The organism is Desulfotomaculum defluvii (genome assembly GCF_054657375.1).
This window is the reverse complement of sequence record NZ_BAAHYV010000007.1, coordinates 227,079-248,736: the sequence shown is the minus strand read 5'-3', so window position 1 is coordinate 248,736 and position 21,658 is coordinate 227,079. Positions and strand designations below refer to the sequence as shown.

Genomic DNA, 21,658 nt, shown 5'->3' with positions numbered 1-21,658 from the left:
ATTAATCCCTCTTTCCAAAGTGATCTTCGTAAATATAAACTAATTCCTTATCAAACAAGGTCCGCTTTAGAGATACTGCGGCAGATCGTATTTTAGGTAATAATTCCTCAGCTTCTTCCTTAGATAAGTCAATGCCATACTCGGCAAACTTCATTCTTAAAGAGGCACTGCCTGAATGCTTGCCGATAACAATTTGACGTTCCAATCCCACCTCTTCTGGTTGGAAAGCCTCATAGGTTTTGGGATTTTTAATGGCACCATCAGCATGAATACCAGACTCATGGGCAAACATATTCGATCCCACAATGGCCTTGCTGCAGTGAAGTTCACGACCAGAGGCCATTGCCACATACTCTGCCACTTCGCGGAACATCTCAGTTTTAAAGTTTAAGTCGATATCATAAAGATGTTTCAGTGCCATTACCACTTCTTCCAAGGGTGAGTTGCCAGCTCTTTCACCTAAGCCAGTAATAGTTACACCCACCCAGTTAGCACCTGCCTTGACACCGGCAAAGGCATTTGCAGTGGCCATGCCAAAATCATTATGGGTGTGCATCTCAACCTCAATATCCACAGCTTCTTTTAATTTTCTTATTTTATCATAACAGGTAAAGGGCTCTAAAATACCCACGGTATCACAATAACGAAGTCGGTCTGCACCAGCTTGTTTAGCAGCCTTAGCAAACTCAATTAAAAAGTTCATATCACTACGTGAAGCATCCTCTGCATTTACAGAAACATATACTCCTTCTTTTTTGGCAAATTCAGTGGCACGAACCATATGCTCGAGAACCCATTCACGGCTGGTTTTTAACTTATGCTTAATGTGAATATCAGATGTTGAGATCGAGATAGCCAAAGCATCAACACCGCAGGCCAAAGAATCTTCAATATCCTTTATCACTGGACGGTTCCACCCCATAATGCTGGCCTTTAAACCTAACTTGCAGATCTGTTTAATAGCCTCTTGTTCGTCCCCACCCATGGTTGGTATGCCAGCTTCAATCTGATCAACACCAAGCTCATCAAGATATTTCGCTATGCGAACTTTTTCCCTGTTTGCAAACACTACGCCAGCGGTTTGTTCACCATCACGCAGTGTAGTATCAACAATCCAAATTTTTCTGTTTTCCATAGAAACACCTCCAGTTACAAGTAAAACTATGTTGTTAATCTTATCATAAATGACGCTCCTATGGGTATTCAGAAGTGTCATTTATACTGTATACATTTATTTTTTCTATATAGAGCAAAAATTTGCTAGTTTTTTTGATTTTCTCTAAAATACTTCCATTTTTATGTGCTTAATATGTTTCGTTATTTAGGCAGTTTAATTGAACAACTTTTAATATACGTCTAGATAATTAAACAATTATTAAAGGTAGTACAGATATGCAAAAAGATTGTTACCAAAGTGATCGGCAACAATCTTTTTGCTAGTTTAATTCTAATGTTATGATAGTTTTTCCTGAAGCATTTTATTAACCATTTCTGGATTTGCTTTACCCTTGGTGGCTCTCATAACTTGTCCCACCAAGAAACCAATGGCTTGTTTTTTCCCAGCATGATAATCTTGCACAGATTTTGGATTAGCAGCAATAACTTGTTCCACGATAGATGCAATGGCACCTTCGTCAGAAATTTGCACCAGACCTTTTTCCTTCACTATGGTTTCTGGTTCCTTACCTGATACAAACATTTCTTCAAATACAGTTTTGGCAATTTTACCACTAATGGTTCCTTTGTCAATGAGCTTTAACATTTCAGCCAATTGAGCTGGTTTTATTTTGCATGCAGTTATATCCAGACCAGCTGCATTCAAAAGACGACTTAGTTCTCCCATTAGCCAGTTGCTAATTGCCTTTGGGTTATTATAATGTTCTATTGCCTCTTCAAAGTAGTCAGATATCTCCTTAGTTAAGGTAAGGATAGAGGCATCATATTCTGGCAAACCATATTCTTGAATATAACGTGCCCGACGTTGGTCAGGTAGTTCCGGCAGGGATTCACGGATAAAGTCAATCCACTGGTTGTCCAGCACTAGGGGCACCAGGTCTGGGTCAGGGAAATAACGGTAGTCGTGGGCCTGTTCTTTACTGCGCATGGAAACCGTCATACCTCTGGCTTCATCCCAGGTGCGGGTTTCCTGAATAACCTTACCTCCAGACTCTAACACACCAATTTGTCTCTCCACTTCAAAGTCCAGAGCCCTCTGAAGTGCCCGAAAGGAGTTGAGGTTTTTAATTTCGGCCTTGGTCCCGAATTCCTTTTGACCCACTGGACGAACAGACACGTTGACATCACAGCGCAGGCTACCCTCTTCCATCCGGCAGTCGGAAACACCAGTGTACTGGATAATAGCCTTCAGTTTTTCCACATAGGACCGAGCTTCCTCGGAAGATCTCATATCTGGTTCAGATACTATCTCAATTAAAGGTACCCCTGTACGGTTATAATCCACCAGAGAGTACGGTGTCGTCACAATATTACCCTGGTGCACTAATTTTCCTGCATCCTCTTCCATATGTAAACGGGTAATACCAATACGCTTTTCCTGGCCATCCACCTTAATATCCAAGTAGCCATGCTCCGCTATGGGCAGGTCGTACTGGGAAATCTGATAGTTTTTTGGTAGGTCAGGGTAATAGTAGTTCTTGCGATCAAATTTAGAAAAGTTAGCAACTTTACAATTTAGAGCCAAGGAAGCCCGAACCGCATATTCCACAACTTTTTTATTGAGAACAGGTAGAGTACCGGGAAGCCCTAAACATACCGGACAGGCATGATGGTTTGGATCGCCACCAAATTCGGTGGTGGAGTTACAAAAAATCTTGGTATTGGTTTTTAGTTCAACGTGTACCTCAATCCCTATGACAGTTTCATACTGTTTCAACTGCTCCACCCCCTATGGCTGGCCGAAGCCTTGTAATATCTGTATTTTGCTCCAAGGTATAGGCAATTCTTAGTAAGGTTCCTTCAGCAAAGGCTTTACCCATTAATTGCAGCCCCACCGGCAAATTATTGGCTAAACCGCAGGGTAGGGAAAGGGCCGGAATACCAGCCAAGTTAACTGGTATGGTACAAACATCTTGTAAATACATTTGAATCGGGTCATCGACCATCTCACCAATTTTAAAGGCCGTTGTGGGAGATGTGGGTGATAGTAAAGCATCATATTTTTCAAAGGCTTGATCAAAGTCTTGTTTGATCAAGGTGCGAACCTTCAGGGCTTTTAGATAGTATGCATCATAATAGCCAGCAGAAAGGGAATAGGTTCCCAACATAATCCGACGTTTTACTTCATCGCCAAATCCTTCACTACGGCTGCGCTTAAACATGTCTACCAAATCCCGGGCGTCTGGCACTCGGTGCCCGTAGCGTACCCCATCGTAGCGGGCCAGATTAGAGCTAGCTTCCGCCGTGGCAATTAAATAATAGGCAGGCATGGCGTAATCAGTATGGGGCATGCTGGTTTCTTCCACCACTGCACCCAATTCTGTGAGCTTTTTGATTGCTGCATTAATTTTTTCCTTTACTTGTGGGTCAATGCCATCTGCCATGTATTCCCGGGGCACACCAATTTTCATACCCTTAATATCGTTGATGAGAAACTGGGTGTAATCCGGCTGTTTGATATTAGCAGATGTGCTATCCATGGGATCATGACCACAAATCACATTGAGTACTTGGGCCATGTCTGTGACATCCCTGGTGAAGGGACCTATTTGATCCAGTGAAGAAGCATAGGCCACCAGCCCATAACGAGAAACTCCGCCATAGGTGGGTTTCATACCTACTACGCCGCAAAATGACGCAGGCTGGCGAATAGAACCACCTGTGTCAGAACCCAGAGATACAATTGCCTCCCCCGCTGCCACAGCTGAGGCTGAGCCGCCGCTGGAACCGCCGGGAACCCGATTTATATCCCAGGGATTGTGGGTTAAGTGAAAACCAGAGTTTTCAGTAGATGAGCCCATGGCAAATTCATCCATGTTGGTTTTACCCACCATTACTAAATCTGCAGCCTGTACCTTTTCCACGGTGGTCGCTGAGTATGGGGGGATGAAGTTTTGCAATATCTTGGATGCACAGGTGGTCCGAACACCCTCTGTACACATGTTATCTTTAATGGCAATGGGAATCCCTGCCAAGGGGCCAATGGTCTCTCCGGCAGCGATTTTTTCATCCACCTGTCGGGCCTTGGCTTCGGCCTGATCACGGGTCAAAGTAAGGTAAGACTTTACTTTATCTTCAACATGCTCAATGCGATTATAAACTGCTCTGGTAATATCCAATGCAGAGATTTCTTTTTTTAATAGCATCTGATGCAGTTGGTGGGCAGTGAGTTGAAAGAGCTCCAATACTCTCCCTCCTTTTCTCTAGACAATTTTCGGTACTTTAAAGAAATTTTCTTCCCTATCTGGGGCATTGGAGAGGGCTTTTTCGGGATCAATATGCTTGCCAACCTTGTCTTCACGAAAAACATTTTGAATAGGGAGAACGTGAGCTGTCGGTGGCACATCATCGGTATTGAGTTCCTGTAATGCCTTTGCTGCTTCAAGGATTTTATTTAATTGCTGGGTGTACAGCTCTTTTTCTTCTTCCTTTAATTCCAAACGGGCCAACAAAGCCACATGTTCAACGTCTTGCTTACTAATCAATCCAGTACACCTTCCTTTGCTCAAAACTGTCAATATTATACCAAAGTTTGCTAATATGGCGCAACTTAAGCAAAATTTCGAATATTTTTTTACAAGAATTGATAGGTATTCTTCTTAGCTTCAGGTGAAACCATAATTTAAGAATTTATATTGCCTTTTTTAAAGGAGGAAAAGTCATGCACGAGACAAAAGTTATTAGCACCGATAAAGCACCAGCTGCCATTGGTCCTTATTCCCAAGCCATTACCTTTGGACCATTTATTTTCACTTCTGGCCAAATCCCCTTTGACCCTGCAACCGGCAATCTAGTTGCTGGGGATATTCAGGATCAAACCCGTCGCAGCCTGGAAAACATCAAAGCCATTTTAGAGTCTGCTGGTGCCCGTATGGATCAAGTGGTCAAAACCACAGTGTTCGTCAAAGATATGAATGATTTTGATAAGATTAATCAGATCTACGGTGAATATTTCCCCAATCCTTCACCGGCCCGCTCTCTGGTCCAAGTGGCCCGGCTACCAAGGGATGTAGGTGTTGAAATTGAGGTAATTGCCGCACCGGGACATAGTCATGGTCATGGTCATGGTCATGGTCACGGTCAAACCCAACAAAGCGGTGGTTGTGGTTGCGGCGGACATTAAGCAGGGTTACAAATGCGACAGCGGGGACGGTTCTCCGCTGTCGCACTTTTTTTGATTTAGATCTTTGCGACAGCGGAGAACCGTCCCCGCTGTCGCACTTTTTTTGATTTAGATCTTTGCGACAGCGGAGAACCGTCCCCGCTGTCGCATTAATCCACCCGCTCCAGTACCTGAATCTCCAATACTCTTTCGTAAAAGGGCTCACCTATATAGAATATTTTTACCTTATCCTTCTCATCGGGGTCTCCGGTATCTTTTCCTTCTTTATCAACGATGCGTCCGGCATCCCAGCCGTAAAAGTGATCTGGTACATATTTTTTACTGCTACCACTACCCTTCTCCACCAGATACAGAGCACGTCCGATGCGATCAATTTCACTACTAATATTTTTTATATCCAAGATGGTTAAAGACTTTACTGTACCCCCGGAGGTGAGGCCCAGTTTTAAAAATTGTCCTGGTTTTAGCTTTGTCAGCAAATCCTTGCTGGTTTTGCTTTTGGCTTTTTCATCACTGATTTCTGCATCCCAGGCCACCGGATAGTCCACTTCCTCATTCAATAAATCCTTCACGGTGATAAACACTGGTTCCCCTACGGCCTGGCGCAGATAACTGGCATAAACCTCCCTTTGGACTGGTGAGAAATTTCTACGTTCAATCAGTTCTACATAGGCTAATTTTCTTTTACTGTCTAAGATGCCCTCTAACCGGTAGTTGAGACACTGCTGTAACTCCATGGGGTGTCCCTGCCAGTAAACTTTGCAATTAGTATTAGCTACTATCTTTTGCGTACCCTTAAGAGAGTTTAGCTGGACACTTAATCCATTTTTACCCTCGGCAACACCAGCAATCCAGCCACTAACCTTTCTTTTGGCATCAACGAAAAGCCAGCCTTGATCATAAAGCTTGCCCTGAATAGCAGCAAACTCACCCCGGGTCACTGAGTCATTTATTCTAAAGGTAGCATCGGGGTAACCAGACATGATCTTTAACTGGCTTAGGGCCTGTACTGCTGGCAGATAGTCTGATGGTATATTCATACTATCTTTAAAAACTATATTTTCTCCAGGCGCTTCAAGATACAACGCTTTTGCTAACAAATATGCCAATTCCCCCCGACTGATTGGTTTATCATGTTGGAACTTATTTAGCATCGCAGGGGAGAGAAAGTTTTGTTGCACCGCAAAATCAACATAATTTTGTTGAGCTGGGACCCTATAGGCACTGACGCTGTTTTTAGCTCTTTTTATTTTTTTAATCTGGGCTGTATAACCAGCACCATCTAAGACGCTGGTAATAGCTTCGAGACAATTAACTGGTTGATTGGGTCGAAAAGTGCTATCTTCAAAACCAGCCAACAAACCTATGGCTGTAATTTTTTCAATGGCAGATTTGGCCCAATGCTTTTGAATATCTTTATAATCAACCGTTGCAGGTTGCGACCCTAGGGCCCAAATTGCCGTGGGTTGTAGAAATAATAACGTTAATGAAATTAGTATAGATACACCCCTTATGTAGTTCCTCAAGCTTCTCACCCCTTAAATACATCCACAAATCGATACATCGTTCCCTTATCTGTGTAAATGAAGATACTGCCGTCTGGTAATATCCTCGGCGCCCGAGTAATGGTATCCTTTTCGTCTTTACCAGTATCAATCATCTTGCCACCACCTTTGGCTAATGTTTGTCCAGTGATTCTGTCAATTTCTTTATCCCACAATAAACGTCCGGCAAAACTAACACAAAAAATTCGTCCATCTCCACTGCCTGCATAGATACGTTCTTTCGTTGCATCCACCGCAACACCAGAAGAGACATTAAGTAGGGGCTGACCCCACTGTAACTTACCGTTCTGGCTATTTAGACAATATAGTTCACCTTTACCACAAAAGAAAAGTAAGCCATTATTGGATAAGGTGATATCCGTTAAATTTTCTGTCTTGATGGAATAGGACCAAAGTTCTTCGCCATTTTCCAAGTCATAACACCATATTTTTGCCGATGCATTTCGCTCTAGTGAAGCCGGATTGGTCACGGCATAAAGTTCTCCCCTGGTCCCAAATTGCATTTTTATATCCTTGATCTCACCCAGACTCTTCTGCCAAAGCTTTTCACCCTCTCTATCGATGGCCTGTAGGCTAAAACTACCTTCTTGATCCCCCATACAAACATAAACACCGTTATCATTGGCAAGGGCAGCAACTATATTTTTTTCATCGGAAAAACGCCAGCGATAATTTTTCAGCGGTTCCAGGGCATAAAGACCCTCGGCAAGTCCCAGAAATACTAGACCCTGGGGTCCTACCGAAACTACTCCGCTGCTTTTTGTTCCCTTGGGCTTAGGCAGCAAGCGATAAAGCCAAGTAACACTACCATTGGGCCTCATTTGTTGAATTCCGTCACTTCCGGTGACATAAATGGTCTGGTTCTTTACTATAAGCTGTTCTGTAATTTTTCCTCCAACATCCATCTTTCTTTCCCAAAGCTTAGTACCTCGGTTCCAGTCATAGCAGATAATTTTATTACCAACTGGTGTGTATAGAAGACCATTATCAGTAATGGTAACATCTGCTGATAATTTACCAGCTTTCTCCACCATCCATTTCACTTCCCCATAGGGATAAAATCTGCCTGCAGCCTCTGCATTACCGATAAACAAGAAAAGGATTAAAGTAATAAATATTACCCGTTTAAATAGCATTCTGGCATCACCCCATTCCTTCATTTCTTGCCCTAAGGTATTATGTCCTTCCTCCTTGGCAATATTTTCCCCATTTTTAGTGGCTATCCTTTCGCTCAAAAAACATTGACTAAGAAAATGACCTGTGTTAGTTTATTAATTAACAATAGGTTATCAACAATGATGGAGGAAAGTAGGTCATTCCCAACCTTCCAGGGAGAAGAAGTCGAGACTGGAAGCTTCTTTAAGGTATGGTTGATTGAAGTTCCCTCCTGAGTTGCTACACTGAACTAATGAATTAGGTGTAGCCGGGGATTCCTGCCGTTAAAAGGGAAAAGGTATCGGACTGTAGGTCCCGTATCGGTAAAGCGGCTTTTGCAATTAGGGTGGTACCGCGAAATCAAGCATTTCGTCCCTTCGAGGATGAAATGCTTTTTTATTACCGGGGGTTTATTTTCCTGTACCTACAAGATGGGCTATTTGGCCAATTTGGGTGGTACCGCGGAGTAACTCTCCGTCCCTTTCTGGGACGGAGAGTTTTTTATTTGGCTGGAAAGGGGTGGTTGTCTTCAAATTTTTACCTAATTTTCAGAGATCTATTAAATTATTCTTGGAGGTAGAAAAAATGAAAAAGCTATTATTATCTGTAATGTTGTTGCTTATTTTAGGACTAACTGGCTGTGGGAATGAAACTTCCAATTCAGAGGATACTGCGAAGGTAAAGCTGGGGATTATTCAAATCGTTGAACACCCCTCATTAGATGCAGCCAGACAGGGGTTTTTAGACTTTCTTAAGGAGCAGGGTTACGTGGACGGTGAAAAGCTGGCTGTGGATTATCAAAATGCTCAAGGTGATCAAGGATCCCTACAAACCATTGCCCGCAAGTTTGTACAGGATCGCAGTAATCTAGTGCTGGCCATTGCTACCCCCTCTGCCATGATGATGGCAAATGAAAGCAGTGATATCCCCATTTTAATTACCGCAGTTACCGATCCCGTAAGTGCTAAGCTGGTGAAAAACTTAGAAAAGCCAGACACAAACGTAACCGGAACCACAGACATGAATCCGGTAAAGGATCAATTAAAGCTAATCAAAGAGATTGTCCCCAACGCAAAAAACGTCGGGATTATTTATAACTCCAGTGAAATAAATTCCAAAATTCAAGTGGATGTGGCTGACCAGGCCGCCCCTGAATTGGGTTTGCAATTAAGAAAAGTTACTGTGACTGCCAGTAGCGAAGTTATGCAGGCGGCTCAGTCATTAGTTAACAAGGTAGATGCAATTTATTTGCCCACTGACAACATGGTCATCTCCTCCGTAGCCGCCGTACTGAAAGTGGCGGAAGAAAACAAACTTCCCGTAATAACTGGGGAAGTCAGTTCCGTTGAAAATGGTGCCCTAGCTACCATTGGCATCGACTACTACCAGTTGGGCCGTACCACTGGCGAAATGGCCTTGCGTATCATTAATGGTGAAAAACCCCAAGAAATGGCTATTCAAGGGCAAACAGGAACAGATTTAGTGTTAAACCTACAGGCAGCAGAAAGAATGGGTGTAACTATTCCAAAAGAGGTACAGGCCAAAGCAAAGAGACTAATTGAATAGAAGTTTAAAAATACCACACTTTTTTCACATAGATGCACAAAGGCGGCACATCTAAAAGCAGGCTTTTTGTGCCGCTAATCTCTCTTTATCCTCCATGTTAAACAACTTTTTATCCTTAATCTAATACTACATCTTTAATACTTATTGCATTATTTTTATTAACAAGTTACACTTTTAAAGTTGTTTTTAAATATTTAACTATAGGGGGAATAAGGAGATGATAACTTTACAAAAAACCCCTATCATTGCTGCACTAAAAAAATATGCTGATGATAGGACAATTCGATTTCACATGCCCGGCCATAAGGGTGGCCAAATTCCACACAATGAGGCTATATCTTTTCTGGGTAGCCAAGCCTTCTTTGCGGATGTGACTAATGTTCCTGGTATGGATGACTTGCATCAGCCTCACGGTGTCATTGGAGAGGCACAGAATTTGGCTGCACTAACCTTTGGTGCTGACCAAACATACTTTCTAATCAACGGTAGTTCATGCGGTCTCCAAGCATTGGTGATGTCTGCCTGTAATCCCGGTGATAAGATTTTAGTTCCTAGGAATATCCACCGCTCCATTCTAAGCGGTATTATTTTAAGTGGGGCTGTGCCAGTATTTTTCTTGCCAGAGTATGATAGTGACTACGGGATTCCTTTGGGCACATCACCGGAGGCTATTGAAAATTGCCTCCAGACTCACCCCGATGCCCGAGCTGTTTTAATAGTATACCCTACCTATCAAGGTATTGCTTCAGACTTAGAAACCATTGCCAAAATCGTGCATCAGTATGATATTCCCCTGTTAGTGGATGAGGCCCATGGCCCACACTTTGGCTTCCATGAAGATTTACCTAAAACTGCACTGGAAGCTGGGGCAGATGCCTCGGTACACGGTACCCATAAAATGCTATCATCCTTTACCCAGGCTTCTATGCTGCATATCAAAGGCAATCGTATTAACAGGCAAAGACTGGAAGCAACCCTTAAAATTTTGCAAAGTACCAGTACCTCTTACCTGCTGTTAGCCTCCCTAGATGGAGCAAGGGCACAAATGGACAATCATGGTAGGGAATTCGTGCAGCAAGCACTTGAGACTTCCCTGTTTCTGCGAAATGAACTGAAAAAGATAAATGGGTATCAAATTCTTGGAGAAGAGCTACTTGGCAGGGCGGGCGTATTTAACATAGATCAAACGAAGATAAACATCGGTATTACTAATCTTCAGATTAGCGGCCTTTGGGCGGAACAATGGCTAAGGCAAAATCACCATATTCAGGTGGAGATGGCAGATATTTTTAACTTGCTGCTGCTGGTTACCGCTGGTAATTCACAAAGTGATGCCAATAGCCTATTACAAGGGCTTAAAGAAATGTGCAACTATATTGAGCTTCATCCAGAGGTTACAGAATCCTATTCTACAATAAAGGGGATCAATCCCTTTCCATATATTCCGGAACTGGCAATGTCCCCCAGGGAAGCCTTTTTAGGTTCCCCTTCTTCTCTCTCTCTGGGGCAGGCCTTAGGACATATCAGCGCTGAGGTGATTACCTGTTACCCACCGGGTATCCCTGTGATTTGCCCGGGAGAAAGGTTTACCCCAGAAATCATTCAATATCTCTCGGTAATGAAGGAATTGGGCATTCATTTTCAGGGCTGTTACGATACTAGCTTGGAAACAGTTTTAATAATAAAGGAATAAACCAATATAATAATTCATATTTCTACACAAAGACTCCGGGCCACCTAGTCCCGGAGTCTTTAAGCAGATTATTTACTTTCTAATAGCTTGACAAAATCTTCCTCACTTAAAACAGGTATACCCAACTGCAGAGCCTTGTCATGTTTGGAACCAGGGTTTTCTCCCACCACCACATAGTTAGTTTTCTTGCTGACACTGCCAGAGACTTTGCCGCCCCGTTCCTCAATGGCCTTCTGAGCATCTTGTCGGGAAAAACCCTCCAGGGTACCAGTTACCACAAAGGTTTTACCGGCAAGAGTTTGTTCGGTTACTGCTACCTCTTCAACCCTTTCTGACACATTTACACCGGCCTCAGCTAAACGTCTAATTAATCTCTGGTTTTCTGGACGGGAGAAATATTCCACTACACTTTCAGCAATACGAGGACCGATTTCAGGAATAACGGTCAAATCTTCTACTTTTGCTTGCAGCAAAGCGTTAAGGGAACCAAACCTCTTGGCCAGAATCTTGGCTGCCCTTTCACCTACATGGCGAATACCAAGGCCAAATAGAAGCTGACCCAAAGAATTATTTTTACTGGCTTCGATGGACTCCAGCAGCTTCTGGGAAGACCGAGCACCCATCCGCTCTTGACGGATTAAATCTTCATATTTCAGGTTATAAAGATCTGCCGGGTCCTTGACCAGGCCCCCCTTGATCAGTTGATTGACAATACCTTCCCCCAGTCCCAGGATATCCATTGCATTACGGGATACAAAATGAATAATCCTCTCCCGGGATTTGGCCGGACAGTTTTCATTGGTACAACGGTGAGCTGCTTCTCCCTCCAGGCGAACCACCGAAGCACCGCATTCAGGGCAGGCGGTAGGCAGGTAATAGGGTACTTCGTCACCTGTGCGCTGTTCCGGGTAGATCTGGACTATTTCTGGGATAATATCACCGGCCTTTTGCACTAGGGCTTTATCCCCAATACGAATATCTTTTTGGCGAATGATATCCTCATTATGTAGGGTGGCCTTACTGACGGTGGTCCCTGCCAACTGTACTGGCTCCAAAATGGCTGTAGGGGTTAGTACACCGGTACGCCCCACCCGAATAATAATCTTTTTGATGGTACTTACTGCTTGCTCAGCAGGAAATTTATAGGCAATGGCCCAGCGAGGACTTTTCATGGTGGTACCCAGCCGTTGTTGCTGATTTAAAGAATTAACCTTAATTACCATGCCATCAATAGCATAGGGTAAATCGTAGCGTTTATCCTGCCACTGTTGGATAAAGTCCATCACTTCATCTATATTGCTACATACTTTATAGACCGGATTAACCCGTAAACCCAGTTCCTTTAACCAATCTAAGCCACTGGCGTGACTCTCGGGACTGGTTCCTTCCAGATAACCCATGGCATACATAAACACACTAAGATGGCGAGAAGCAGTAATTTTGGGATCCAATTGCCTTAGGCTTCCTGCCGCTGCATTGCGAGGGTTGGCAAAGAGCTGTTCACCGGCTTCCTCCCGGACTTCATTTAGCCGTACAAAGGAATCCTTGGGCATGTAAGCCTCCCCCCGGACCTCCAGAAAGGGAACATGTTGCTGCAGCCTCAAGGGGATAGCTTTAATGGTCTTGAGATTGACAGTAATATCTTCACCTACTTCACCATCTCCCCGGGTGGCACCCCGTACTAAAACTCCGTTCTCATACCAGAGGGAGATGGCTAGACCGTCAATTTTCAACTCAACTACATATGTCACTTCTTCACCAGGTAGATTGGTTCGAACACGTCGATCAAATTCCCTTAAGTCCCCTTCCCCAAAGGCATTAGCTAAGCTTAGCATGGCTATCTTATGGGGTACAGAGGAAAACCCCCTTTGTACCTGGCCCCCAACCCGTTGGGTGGGTGAATCTGGCGTTATAAGCTCAGGGTGGCTCTCTTCAAGCTGTGATAATTCTTGCAGTAATTGATCGTATTGGGCATCGGTAATGGTTGGTTGATCTAACACATAGTACTGATAATTATGTTGGTTTATCTGCCAGCGCAATTCTTCTACCCGATCCTTTATTTGCTGGTCTTGCTCTGCCACATACTTCACCCCATATCTTATATTAAAAGCCTCCCTTGGCGATGACCTCTGCAACGTATTTAATGACATAGGCCGCTGGGACAAAAAACAATTGTGCCAAGAGGGTTCCCAGCAAACGTGTAACCGCCAGATAAAAGGACATTTGCTGTACATCTTGTTCCGGCCGCTCTTCTCGTAAAGCTTGGTCAGTAATCCCTGCGGCGGTGGGATCTACTACTGTAGCGAATAAAATGGTAGCAATACCATTGATAATGCCAGAAAGCAGTGTTGCTGTGGCACGGAATTCAGGAAACAGTGCCCCGGCATAAAGTGAAGAAAGAACCGATGTAGTATAAACACCAGTTACGATAATGTTTAGTACTAAAAACTTTCTTGGTATAGTCAGTTTTTCACACATGGCCCGACGAAAATACTGGCTACTGGGTATATTGAAGGTTGCCCGTGCCATTTTGGCAGCTTTTCTTGGCGAAAATAACACCAGACCTATCATTTTAGGAACCGATTTCACTTGATCAAAAAGATCAATGCCCCGGGTAAAGACAGTCACAAAGGTGGGTATAAAGATACCGCCAATTAGTGTCCCCAGGGTTGCCCCTAAAATTACAGTACGAATTTGAATATCTAAAACTCCTAATTCCTGTTGATAGACAGTATTTTGCAGCAAATTCGCCCCAGCCCCAGCAGCCTCTTGCCCCCGGACAATGGCATGTTCAATAATTGATGATAACAGAGGTGCCTGTAACATGTTGGCAGTCTGGGCGATTAAAAAGATGACGTTAAATAGTGAATAGGCAGTGGCCAGCCGTTTGGTAATAACCCCGGCTGGTCTCACTGCATAGATCAAGGTATTGATTAAATGGATTACGGCAGTTAAAACCACCACTGCAATTAAGCGGTCCATATTTTTCCTCCGCCACTATTGTTTCCACATTAGATCTTTTCTAGTGGTGCAAACTGGGCAATAAGAGTTTTGAGACCCAGTTCCGGGAAGGCCACCGTTAGTTCGGCATTGCCCCCATCTCCCTTTACCTTTACAATAACTCCATCGCCCCACTTGGCATGATGTACTTTGTCTCCCAGTTGAAAACTCTTAGGGGTTGTAGAAGACGAAGTGTTGGTTACTGGTGTAGCAGTTTTATTGAGTAACCCTGGCTTATTTAGTTGACCTGAACCTACACCTAAAGATTTTCTCACTGGTGATTGACCAACGGTCAGTTCTATGGGTAATTCCTCTAAAAAACGAGATTTGGCATTCATGTTGGTTCTACCAAAGAGGGTTCTTTCCCAGCAATGGGTAATATAGAGTTCTTCCTCAGCCCGGGTAATACCTACATAGGCTAAACGACGTTCCTCTTCTAGCTCTCCTTCATCATAAAGGGCCCGGCTGTGGGGAAACACGCCTTCCTCCATGCCAGTTAAAAAGACCACCGGATACTCCAAACCTTTGGCACTATGCAGGGTCATTAGGGTAATTTGATCGCTTTCCGGATCGTGTCGATCTAAATCTGTGACCAAAGAAATGGTGGCAAGAAAATCTGCTAATCCAGCAGCTTCTTCTCCCTGTTGTTTATCAAATTCTTTAGTAACTGAAAGGAATTCTTGTAGGTTTTCCAACCTGGTTTTGGCTTCTACAGTATTTTCCAACTCCAGTTCAGCCTTATAACCTGTTCGATTCAGTACTTCTTCGGTAATTTCTGTTACTGAGAGGAATTCGGCCTGTTTCTTGAGAGTGGCAATGATATCAGCCAGTTCCCGGCATTGCTTACGGGCTTTACCAGGAACACCGGGGATGTCATCCACTAAAGCCAAAGCCATTAGTACTGTGAGATCCCTTGCTTCAGCAAAATTAGTTAGTTTTTCGAGGGAGGCAGCCCCTACACCCCGTTTCGGTACATTAATAATCCGTAGCAAGCTTTGACTATCCACAGGGTTAACAATGACCCGTAAGTAGGATAGGAGATCTTTAATTTCTTTACGATCATAGAACTTTAAGCCACCAAAGATACTATAGGGAATTCCCTGACGCAGGAAGACTTCTTCAAAAACACGAGATTGGGCATGGGTTCGGTAGAGAATTACCATATCCCGGTACTTTCTGTTATGAGAAAAGTGCAAGTCTTTGATCCGATCGGCAATATACATAGCTTCATACCGCTCGTTCTCTGCCCGAAAAATGTGAAGGAGATTTCCCGCTCCTTTGGCAGTCCAGAGTTTCATGTCCTTGGCTTCGATATTGTTTTTAATTAACGCATTGGCTGCTTGCAAAATATTGCCGGTGGAGCGATAGTTCTGCTCCAACTTGACCACTTTAGCCTCCGGGTAACCCCGTTCAAAATCTAGGATATTGTTAATATCCGCTCCCCGCCATTTATAAATGGATTGGTTAGGATCACCCACCACACAGATGTTACGGTGGCTTTCTGCCAACAGATTGACCAATACATATTGGGTATGGTTGGTATCCTGGTATTCATCCACCAGTATGTATTGAAATTTATTTTGATAATAGGCCAAGACCTCCGGATGCTCCTTAAACAACCTAACAGTTAGCATAATCAAATCATCAAAATCCAAGGCATTGTTTTTAAAAAGCTTTTCTTGATATAAGCGGTAAACTTTCGCTGCAACTTGTTCAAAATATTCATAGGCCCCACGGTCAAACTGTTCTGGGCTTTGCAGTTTGTTTTTAGCACCGGAAATAGCCGATAGCATGGCCCGCGGTTGAAAGCGTTTTTCATCAATATCCAGTTCCCTTAGGCATTCTTTGACCACAGTTTGTTGATCCGCATCATCATAAATGGAAAAGTTTGAACCGTAACCCATAACATCAATTTCTCTTCTCAAGATACGCAGACAAGCACTATGGAAGGTGGTAACCCAAAGGTCCTTGGCAGCTTGGGGTACTAAATTCTCCACCCTGGCTCTCATTTCGCTGGCAGCTTTATTGGTAAAAGTAATGGCTAAAATGTTGTAGGGTCTTACCCCTTGACCTAAAATCTGAGCAATCCGGTGGGTTAGCACCCTGGTTTTCCCAGAACCGGCCCCTGCCAGAACCAACAAGGGCCCTTCGGTATGTTGAACCGCCTCTGCCTGGGCGGGATTAAGGCTAGCTAAAATATTCATCTTTTCCTCCAACTGGTATAAGTATTGCCATCAGCCTTCAGCTTTTTAGAGCTTTGGGAAGGGCCTTGGGCTTTTTATGCATGTTTTGATTATGGGGCTTTTGGCTGGCCCAAGGTCCACTGCATTTACATCGGTGGTTTTATGACTGATGTTATGTCAAGTTTAATAAGAAAACACTGTACATTATATCAACATTGTTATTCGAAAGAAAGTGTCGATTACCTTCTATCATCTTTGCACAAAATTTTGGATTAAAAAAAAAGCACCATCTACGGTGTGGTGCGGTGCTGCCATTTTAGCTTTTAGTCTTTAGCTGTTAGTAATATATGTGGAGGGATTTCTCCCCTCACTAGATGCTGCACATTGATTAACGTTCTCTGTTTAAAACGTATGGAACGACCTCTGATTCGTTCCATACGTTTTAAAATCCCATGGCTCATGGCCCAAGTCCTAATAAGCTAAAAGCCAAAAGCTAATGGCTAACAGCTAATAACTAACAGCTAACCTACTTCCTTCTTTTCGCCAACTCCCGATAGATTTCTGCAGTACTGACCCCTTGATTAGCTAGTAGTACCAGCAGATGGTAGATCAAGTCCGCTGCTTCGTAGGTAAGTTCCTCCCGGCTGTTTTTAGCCCCGATGATGACCTCCGCAGATTCTTCACCAATCTTTTTACAAATCTTGTCTACACCCTTATCAAAAAGGTAGGTGGTATAGGAGCCTTCCGGACGTTCTTCTTTGCGACTTAGGATCACTTGATATAACTGCTCAATTATTTGCGGGCCAGCATGGCCAACTTCGCTTCCGTAAACAGTAGCAGGGTCAAATTTCTTCTCCCCTTGTACTGTTACTGTTCCATCCTGGTTGACCTTGTTATGGAAACAAGATCGATAACCCTCATGGCAGGCAGCTTCCCCCACTTGCTCCGCCAATACCAGCAGGGTATCGGCATCACAGTCATAGTATAGCTCCTTTACCCTCTGTACATGGCCGGAGGTTTCACCCTTCTTCCACATCTTCTGACGGCTACGACTATAGAACCAGGTTTCTCCACAATGCAGGGTTTTTTCCACCGCTTCCCGGTTCATCCAAGCCATCATTAAAACTTCCCTGGTATGTACATCCTGTACAATAGCTGGCAGCAGTCCCGCTTCATTATATTTGAGATTCTCAAGGTTGAACTTCATTGTTATCACTCACTTCTATCAAGAATAGCCATCCGCCTTCAGCCCTCAGCCTTCAGCTTTAAAACCAGTGGTGTGTCAAAAGCCGATAGCATCAATCGAAAATCTCCATTTGAATAAAGTTTTCTAAAAAGACTGAAAAAAAATATCTTGCCCAAAGAATCAACTCTAAAAAGCTGATGACTGATGGCTGTTTATTAAAGTCTCACCGGAATACCCCGTTCCATTAAATACCTTTTTGTCTGCTCTATGGTATATTCACCAAAGTGGAAAATCGAGGCAGCCAAGGCTGCATCGGCCATGCCTTCAGTTAAGCCCTGGGCTATGTGTTCCAGATTGCCTACGCCGCCAGAAGCAATGACAGGAATTTTAACGTGCTTGGCTATGGTTCGGGTCAGGGCCAAATCAAAGCCCTCCTTGGTGCCATCCCGGTCCATACTGGTTAGTAGAATTTCCCCAGCACCCAATTTCTCCGCCTGAACTGCCCACTCCACCGCATCTAAACCAGTGGATGTGCGTCCACCGTGAATAAAAACTTCCCATTTTTCCGGTGCCACTTGGCGGGCATCGATGGCCACAACGATACACTGGCTGCCGAATTTAATGGCCCCCTCAGAAATTAGCTGGGGATTTTTTATGGCAGCAGTATTGATCCCAATCTTATCAGCTCCGGCCTTTAGCATCAGCCGCATATCTTCCACAGTCCTTATCCCACCACCCACCGTAAATGGGATAAAAACTTCCTCTGCGGTACGGCGAACCACATCCACCATGGTGGCACGTCCATCCGAGGAAGCTGTAATATCCAGAAACACCAGTTCATCAGCACCTGCCTGATCATATAAGGCCGCCAATTCCACCGGATCTCCGGCATCCCTTAAATTAACAAAGTTAGTACCCTTCACCACCCTGCCAGCGGTGACATCCAGACAGGGAATAATTCTTTTCATCAACATGCTTATCCCTCCCCCCGGGCAATGGCTAGGGCCTCTGGAAGTTTAATTGCTCCTGTGTAGAGGGCCTTTCCCATTATGGCCCCCTCCACTCCCTGTGGCTCCAGTTTTTTCAACTGTCGAATATCTTCCAGAGAAGAAACACCACCTGAGGCAATTACTCTTAGACCGCTGTCCCTGGCCAATTCGCCGGTGGCTGCCAGATTTGGTCCGGTAAGTTTTCCGTCACGCCTGATATCCGTAAAGACAATTCTCTGTATACCCACTTCTTTCATCTCTAAGGCCAGTTCTAAGGCTGTTTTCTCTACGGTTTCCCCCCAACCTTGGATGGCTACTAAACCATCCTTGGCATCAATACCCACCAGTACCCTCTCGCCATATTTTTGACAGGCTTTTGCGATTAGACTTGGGTTTAAAATGGCTGCACTGCCAAGGATTACTCGGTTGACTCCCAGAGATAATAAATCTGTAATGGTATCCAGATCGCGGATACCGCCTCCCACTTGAACCGGCACCTGAACACTTTGCACAATCTGTATAATGGATTGTCTATTACGGGGTTGCCCGGCAAAGGCACCGTCTAAGTCCACCACATGGATAAATTGTGCCCCTTGATCCTGCCACAGCTTAGCCATACTGCCAGGATCATTGGAATAGACAGTGGCACTGTCCATACGCCCTTCTATGAGACGCACACATTGTCCATCCTTTAGATCGATGGCTGGAAATAGTATCATGCCTTCACCAGCTTTCCAAAGTTCTCTAAGATACGAATACCAAGATTACTGCTTTTTTCTGGATGAAATTGAATGCCAAAAACATTGTCCCGTCCAACAACCGATGAAAATTTGATCCCGTATTCTGTCAGGCATAGGGTCAGTTGCTCCTCTTTGGGTTCCACATAATAGGAATGCACGAAATAAAAAGCATCCCCTTGAGAAATCCCCTCTAACAATGGACTTTCGCTTTTTATCTCCACCTGATTCCAACCCATATGCGGTACTTTTAAGGAACCAGCAGGAAAACGCTTTACCGTTCCCGGAAAAATACCCAGCCCTTTGGTGCTACCAAATTCCTCGCTGGATTCAAACAATAATTGCTGTCCCAAACAAATACCTAAAAAGGGCTTATGGGCTTGTAACGCTCCGTAAATGGCGTCTACCATGCCGCTGCTTTTTAGATTATCCATTGCATCAGCAAAGGCACCCACACCGGGTAAAACCACCGCCGCTGCTGCAGCTATTTGTTCAGGTCTTTGCACTATTTCTGCCTGGTAACCGGCTTGGGCAAAGCCCCTTTGCACACTGCGCAGGTTTCCCATACCGTAATCGATAATGGCAATCATATTACAACACTCCCTTGGTAGAAGGAATCCCGGTCAAACGTTGGTCCCTGGCTATAGCCTGGCGCAAAGCCCGGCCCAGGGCCTTAAAGGCCCCTTCGATAATATGATGGGTATTGCGGCCACTAAACATCCGTACATGTAGTGTCAGGCCACAGTTGAGGGCAAAGGCCCTAAAAAATTCTTCTACCAACTCCGTATCAAAACTTCCTACTTTGGCTGTTGGTAAAGATAAATCAAATTCCAGGTGACCCCTGCCGCTGATGTCCAAAGCCACCAGTACTAATGCCTCATCCATTGGTACCAGAGCATGACCATAGCGGGCAATACCCATTTTATCTCCCAAGGCCTGCTTTATGGTCTGACCCAGAACAATGCCTACATCTTCAACGGTATGGTGATCATCAATAAAAGTATCACCTGCTGCTTTAACTGTCAGGTTTAGTGCTCCATGTTTAGCAAATAAACAAAGCATATGATCAAAAAAACCCACTCCAGTGGCAATTTGATATTGACCGTTACCATCCAGGGACATTTCTACGATGATGTTTGTTTCAGAGGTTATCCGTTCAATTTTGGCCTCTCTATTTTGCATCCTGACCCGACCTCCTGAGCTGCTCAAGAACGGTTGTCAGAGCTTCCGTAAAGGTTTTATTTTCCTCCTGGGTTCCCACGGACACACGTAGGAATCCGGGCAGTTCTGGTCCGCCTAGCTTACGGATCAAGACACCCTTTTCTAAAAGTTCCTTGTAAATAACTTTACTGCTGTAATTAGTTCTGAACAGAATATAGTTGGTTACTGAGGGGTAGGGTGTTACACCTTCAATCTCCAGTAACTGTCGGTAAACTTGATCCCTTTGTCTTTTGATTTCTTTAATTTGTTCCTCAAAAAGCCCTCTATTTTTTAGTACTACTCTTGCCGCTGCCTGGGAGAAAGAATTTAAATTAAAGGGTTGTTTCACCTTTTTAATCTGGCGCAATACGTCTGGATGTGCCAACATATATCCCACTCTCAATCCTGCCAGAGCAAAGGCCTTGGAGAAGGTCCGAAGGATAATCAGATTAGGGTACTTATTTAACAAAGGCGTACAATCTGCTCCGCCAAATTCTAGATAGGCCTGATCCACCACCACTAAGGAGTTCACTTGATGTAAAACACTCTCTATTTCTTCCAGGGTGGAACTGTTGCCTGTAGGGTTATTGGGAGAACAAATAAATATCACCCTGGTTTCAGGTTTATTAGCGTAACTTACCAATGCTGGTACATCTATGGAAAAATCACTGCGCCTAGGTGATGGAATGGGTCTAGCACCAGCGATCATGGCATGGATTCTATACATCGAAAAGGTTGGATTGGTAATAATCACCCGTCCACCAGTACCAAAGGTTAACAAAATATTAAGTATAAGTTCATCGGACCCATTGCCTGCCATAACCTGTTCAGGGGAAACCCCACAATATTGAGCGATGGCTTGACGCAATTCCTTGGCGTCGCTATCTGGATATCGGGTCACCAATTCACCAGCCGCAAGATTTCCTATTTCTCTTGCTATCTCCTCTGGAAAGTTAAATGGGTTTTCATTGGCATCTAGTCTGATTGCTCCTGGATATAAGTAAGCATCATAGGGGATCAATTTTTCTAAATCAGAGCGAATCAGATTGGCAACGTTAAAAATATCACTCATCTTTTCACATCCT

18 protein-coding genes and 1 other annotated feature are annotated in these 21,658 nt (G+C 44.1%); of the genes, 3 read left to right on the top strand and 15 right to left on the bottom strand.

All coding sequences use genetic code 11. From position 1 onward, the window contains the following. Position 1: 1 nt before the first annotated feature. The 4 genes from nifV to gatC all read right to left on the bottom strand — a co-directional run bounded on the left by nifV (position 2) and on the right by gatC (position 4,661). Positions 2 to 1,135: a homocitrate synthase gene (gene nifV / locus ACYQ03_RS08285; RefSeq protein ID WP_459909144.1), complete on the bottom strand. Its 1,134-nt coding sequence runs from the start codon at positions 1,133 to 1,135 to the stop codon at positions 2 to 4. A gap of 318 nt (positions 1,136 to 1,453) precedes the next feature. Further along, a complete protein-coding gene (gene gatB / locus ACYQ03_RS08280) occupies positions 1,454 to 2,893 on the bottom strand; it encodes an Asp-tRNA(Asn)/Glu-tRNA(Gln) amidotransferase subunit GatB (protein ID WP_459909143.1) in 1,440 nt (479 codons plus the stop codon). Then, on the bottom strand, positions 2,880 to 4,361 hold the full coding sequence (gene gatA, locus ACYQ03_RS08275) for an Asp-tRNA(Asn)/Glu-tRNA(Gln) amidotransferase subunit GatA (RefSeq protein ID WP_459909141.1): 1,482 nt from the start codon (positions 4,359 to 4,361) through the stop codon (positions 2,880 to 2,882). The genes gatB and gatA overlap by 14 nt, the downstream gene beginning before the upstream one ends. 18 nt (positions 4,362 to 4,379) lie before the next feature. Then, positions 4,380 to 4,661: an Asp-tRNA(Asn)/Glu-tRNA(Gln) amidotransferase subunit GatC gene (gatC, locus tag ACYQ03_RS08270; RefSeq protein ID WP_459909140.1), complete on the bottom strand. Its 282-nt coding sequence runs from the start codon at positions 4,659 to 4,661 to the stop codon at positions 4,380 to 4,382. 176 nt (positions 4,662 to 4,837) lie between these two features. Here gatC and ACYQ03_RS08265 point away from each other — a divergent pair, with 176 nt between their 5' ends. Continuing rightward, positions 4,838 to 5,299: a RidA family protein gene (locus ACYQ03_RS08265; RefSeq protein WP_459909139.1), complete on the top strand. Its 462-nt coding sequence runs from the start codon at positions 4,838 to 4,840 to the stop codon at positions 5,297 to 5,299. Positions 5,300 to 5,448: 149 nt separating this feature from the next. Here ACYQ03_RS08265 and ACYQ03_RS08260 read toward each other — a convergent pair whose 3' ends face one another. Beyond that, positions 5,449 to 6,825 (bottom strand): S-layer homology domain-containing protein, encoded by a 1,377-nt coding sequence (locus tag ACYQ03_RS08260; protein WP_459909137.1) that lies wholly within the window; start codon positions 6,823 to 6,825, stop codon positions 5,449 to 5,451. Between the two features lie 5 nt (positions 6,826 to 6,830). Next, entirely contained in the window at positions 6,831 to 8,099 is a 1,269-nt protein-coding gene (locus ACYQ03_RS08255; RefSeq protein ID WP_459909135.1) for an outer membrane protein assembly factor BamB family protein, read from the bottom strand. Positions 8,100 to 8,150: 51 nt separating this feature from the next. Next, positions 8,151 to 8,399 (top strand) — a binding site (T-box leader). Between the two features lie 205 nt (positions 8,400 to 8,604). Between ACYQ03_RS08255 and ACYQ03_RS08250 the strand changes: the two genes are divergently transcribed. After that, positions 8,605 to 9,585 carry an ABC transporter substrate-binding protein gene (locus ACYQ03_RS08250; protein ID WP_459909134.1) on the top strand — a complete coding sequence of 327 codons (981 nt, stop codon included), beginning with the start codon at positions 8,605 to 8,607 and terminating at the stop codon, positions 9,583 to 9,585. Positions 9,586 to 9,802: 217 nt separating this feature from the next. After that, entirely contained in the window at positions 9,803 to 11,278 is a 1,476-nt protein-coding gene (locus ACYQ03_RS08245; RefSeq protein WP_459909132.1) for an aminotransferase class I/II-fold pyridoxal phosphate-dependent enzyme, read from the top strand. A 68-nt stretch (positions 11,279 to 11,346) separates the two neighbouring features. Here ACYQ03_RS08245 and ligA read toward each other — a convergent pair whose 3' ends face one another. The 9 genes from ligA to hisC form a co-directional block, all read right to left on the bottom strand. Then, entirely contained in the window at positions 11,347 to 13,359 is a 2,013-nt protein-coding gene (ligA, locus tag ACYQ03_RS08240; protein ID WP_459909130.1) for an NAD-dependent DNA ligase LigA, read from the bottom strand. A gap of 22 nt (positions 13,360 to 13,381) precedes the next feature. Further along, positions 13,382 to 14,260, bottom strand: coding sequence for a lipid II flippase Amj family protein (locus ACYQ03_RS08235; RefSeq protein WP_459909128.1), 879 nt, complete (start codon positions 14,258 to 14,260; stop codon positions 13,382 to 13,384). A gap of 29 nt (positions 14,261 to 14,289) precedes the next feature. Next, positions 14,290 to 16,482, bottom strand: a complete 2,193-nt coding sequence (gene pcrA, locus ACYQ03_RS08230) for a DNA helicase PcrA (protein ID WP_459909127.1) — start codon at positions 16,480 to 16,482, stop codon at positions 14,290 to 14,292. Positions 16,483 to 16,987: 505 nt separating this feature from the next. After that, positions 16,988 to 17,668 carry a bifunctional phosphoribosyl-AMP cyclohydrolase/phosphoribosyl-ATP diphosphatase HisIE gene (hisIE, locus tag ACYQ03_RS08225; protein ID WP_459909126.1) on the bottom strand — a complete coding sequence of 227 codons (681 nt, stop codon included), beginning with the start codon at positions 17,666 to 17,668 and terminating at the stop codon, positions 16,988 to 16,990. Between the two features lie 194 nt (positions 17,669 to 17,862). Then, entirely contained in the window at positions 17,863 to 18,621 is a 759-nt protein-coding gene (gene hisF / locus ACYQ03_RS08220) for an imidazole glycerol phosphate synthase subunit HisF (RefSeq protein WP_459909125.1), read from the bottom strand. A gap of 2 nt (positions 18,622 to 18,623) precedes the next feature. Continuing rightward, on the bottom strand, positions 18,624 to 19,355 hold the full coding sequence (gene hisA / locus ACYQ03_RS08215) for a 1-(5-phosphoribosyl)-5-[(5-phosphoribosylamino)methylideneamino]imidazole-4-carboxamide isomerase (protein WP_459909123.1): 732 nt from the start codon (positions 19,353 to 19,355) through the stop codon (positions 18,624 to 18,626). Further along, positions 19,352 to 19,963 (bottom strand): imidazole glycerol phosphate synthase subunit HisH, encoded by a 612-nt coding sequence (hisH, locus tag ACYQ03_RS08210; RefSeq protein WP_459909122.1) that lies wholly within the window; start codon positions 19,961 to 19,963, stop codon positions 19,352 to 19,354. Before hisH ends, hisA begins: the two co-directional genes overlap by 4 nt. A gap of 1 nt (position 19,964) precedes the next feature. After that, on the bottom strand, positions 19,965 to 20,555 hold the full coding sequence (gene hisB, locus ACYQ03_RS08205) for an imidazoleglycerol-phosphate dehydratase HisB (RefSeq protein WP_459909121.1): 591 nt from the start codon (positions 20,553 to 20,555) through the stop codon (positions 19,965 to 19,967). Beyond that, positions 20,545 to 21,645: a histidinol-phosphate transaminase gene (gene hisC / locus ACYQ03_RS08200; RefSeq protein ID WP_459909119.1), complete on the bottom strand. Its 1,101-nt coding sequence runs from the start codon at positions 21,643 to 21,645 to the stop codon at positions 20,545 to 20,547. The genes hisB and hisC overlap by 11 nt, the downstream gene beginning before the upstream one ends. Positions 21,646 to 21,658: the final 13 nt, after the last annotated feature.